Below are 2666 nucleotides of genomic sequence, written 5' to 3' on the forward strand. Positions count from 1 at the left end.
GCTCAAGACCGGCGACCGGCTCACCTGGCGCGGCAATGACCCCACCCCGCGGTGGCTGCCGCGCAGTGCTCAGCTGCCGCTGCCCGCGCAAGGCGTCGTCACGCTGTCCTTCGTGCTCGGCGCCCAGGCGGCACACTTCGCCGGGCGCAGCCTCTACCAGGCCTTCAATCAGCAGTGGACGGTGGATCAGCGCGCCGATCGCATGGGCATTCGCCTGACCGGCACGCCGCTTCAAAGCACGCTCACCGGCATCGTCTCGGAGGGCATTCCGCTGGGCGCAGTGCAGATCCCGCCGGACGGCCAGCCGATCGTGCTGATGAACGACCGCCAGACCATCGGCGGTTATCCGCGCATCGGCGCGCTCACCCCCGGCGCCTGCGCCCGGCTCGCCCAGTGCCTGCCCGGCACCCGGGTAAGGCTTGCGCCGATCAGCGCCACCCAGGCGCAGATGAACCACCGGCGCCAGCTCAGCGCCTGGAGCTAATCGATGCCCCGCGCCAGCGGGGCGTCTGCCGTTCATGTTCGGTTAAGCCGTCACGGTTATGCTCGTCGGCTTTCATGGCCGAAAAGGATACCGTGACATGGTCGTCAAGCCGCTCGCTCTGCCGCTCGGCGCCGCTTTGGCGCTGACGCTCGCCCCGCTTTCCGCCGCCGCTCAGACGCCGCTTCGCATCGAGCTCTTCCAGCGCTGCGCCGATCTGCTCGACGCGCAGCACCCGACCTTCTGCCTGCGCACCCGGGGGCTCGAAGAGGGCGCCGTCGAGGTCACCCTGGATGGCGCCACGCTTGCCACCGAGCGCATCGAACGCCAGGACCAATTGCTGCGCGTCACGCTCGATGGCGATACCCCAAGCGGCCCGCTGTGGCTGTCCCAGGGCGGACGGCAAAGCAACCCGGTCTGGGCGAGCCTCAGGGGCAGCCACGTGATCGCCGCCGGCGACGAGGCGATCGCCGATAACCAGGACGGCGTGGCGAGCTACGTCGATCTGATCAGCCTGATCATCGAAGAGGAGTACGACGGCCTGGAGGAGGCGCGTCGGCTGGCCGACAAGTACGGCGCCGAGGTGGTCGGCCAGATCCCGCCGCTCAACACCTACCAGCTGCGCCTGCCCGCCCGGGATCTCGATACCCGTGATGCCTTGGTGCTACGCCTGGGCAGCGAGGTCAGCGTGGATGCGGTGGTGGTGGAGGAGACCAACGCCGAGGAGAGCATCGAGCGCGAGGCGAGCGCCCCGCCGGAGGCCCACGACCAGGAGTGGGCGGCCAACCGCTTTCTCGACGCGGTGAACTTCTATCAGAGGCGCCTTTCCCGGGAGCATGGCGATGTGGACACCCATCCGGTGCGCATCGGCGTGATCGAGCGCAACGTCGATTTCGACGCCCCGGACTTCGCCGACTACCTGGGCGACTGCCGTACTGAGGCGACCCGCACCTGCGTCTACGCCAAGGACGGTGACGACCCCGGCGGCCACGGCACCACGGTGGCGGGCATCCTCGCCGCCGCCTGGAACGAGGGCGGCAACAGCGGCTTTCTGCGCGGGCTCGACAGCGTCGGCCCCGGCTTCGACGTGATCGTCGATCGCAATTCTGATGCCGGCATCACCGCCAACATCGCCGCTTCGGTCAATCTGGTGGAGGACGGCGCGCGGCTGCTCAACTGGAGCTGGGGCATCCACCGGGTGGGCACCCTCGATATCAACGGCGAAGAGGTCGACTCGCTGGTGCGCTCCGGCATCGCCATGGACGGCTACGAGGAGCTGCTCGAGGAGTTCTTCCTGTGGCTGCGCCGCAAGCACCCGGACGTGGTGGTGGTCAACTCCGCCGGCAACGCCTCGTCGTTCTCCGGACGCGACGACTACCGCCTGCCCTCCTCCTTCGTCACCGACCAGCTGTTCGTGGTGGGCGGCCACGAGCGAAGCAATGAGGACGTGGCGGTCGACGATGCGCGCTACGCGATCAAGCGCGAGGCTTCGAACATCGACATGCGTGTTGACGTCACCGCCGCCGCCTGCGTGCGCGGCTCCACCGCCACCGAGGGGGAGCTTGGTAACGCGCACTGTGGCACCTCCTACTCCACCCCGCTGGTCACCGGGCTGCTGGCGGCCATGATGTCGATCGACCCGACCCTCACCCCGGCCCAGCTGCGCATCCTTTTGCGCCGAAGCGCGATGCCGATCGGCGAGGAGTTCGACTTCGAACCCACGGATGCGGACGACCTGACCGCGCCGATCCTGCCCTCGGAGCGCGCCCACGACCTGGAACATCCAGACATCGGCCTCTCCGCCCGGCTCGACATGTACAAGGCGCTGGATCTCACGGTGCAGAGCCTGGAGCGGGCGCGCTGAGACCACGCCCACGAAAAAGGCACCCGCGGGTGCCTTGGTGACGCCTGTGCGGGGGCAGCGCCTCAGCGGCGGGCCATCTGCATCTCCTTCACCACGATGTCGCCGTCGATGACGATGGGCTCGTCGTCGAGGAACAAGGAGCAGCCGCGCATCGGGATGTCCAGGTGGCAGGCGGTGTCGTTGGGCCCGCCCAGCTCGTTGTTGGGGCCGGTCGAGAACATCACGTTGCCGTAGAAGCTGCGCGGTTCCATCCCCATGCCGCCGGGAAACTCGCCGGGCACCATGCGATGCCACTTGGCGTCCGGATTCATGCCCCAGCCC

General features: G+C 68.5%; 1 protein-coding gene and 2 pseudogenes. 2 read left to right on the forward strand and 1 reads right to left on the reverse strand.

The window, feature by feature from the left end:
* Both BIS11_RS14655 and BIS11_RS14660 read left to right on the forward strand, forming a co-directional pair.
* Window positions 1-484, forward strand: a pseudogene (locus BIS11_RS14655) (allophanate hydrolase); the annotation flags it as partial.
* Between the two features lie 97 nt (window positions 485-581).
* Window positions 582-2345: a S8/S53 family peptidase gene (locus BIS11_RS14660; protein ID WP_253425392.1), complete on the forward strand. Its 1764-nt coding sequence runs from the start codon at window positions 582-584 to the stop codon at window positions 2343-2345.
* Window positions 2346-2407: 62 nt separating this feature from the next.
* Here the strand turns inward: BIS11_RS14660 and BIS11_RS14665 are convergent.
* Window positions 2408-2666: pseudogene (locus BIS11_RS14665) on the reverse strand (leucyl aminopeptidase); the annotation flags it as partial.

The organism is Halomonas sp. 707D4 (assembly GCF_024158685.1).
Lineage (GTDB): Bacteria > Pseudomonadota > Gammaproteobacteria > Pseudomonadales > Halomonadaceae > Vreelandella.

Bases quoted from the DNA above. Each gene is read 5' to 3' on its own strand.
- BIS11_RS14660 (WP_253425392.1), top strand. From the start codon at position 582: ATGGTCGTCAAGCCGCTCGCTCTGCCGCTCGGCGCCGCTTTGGCGCTG.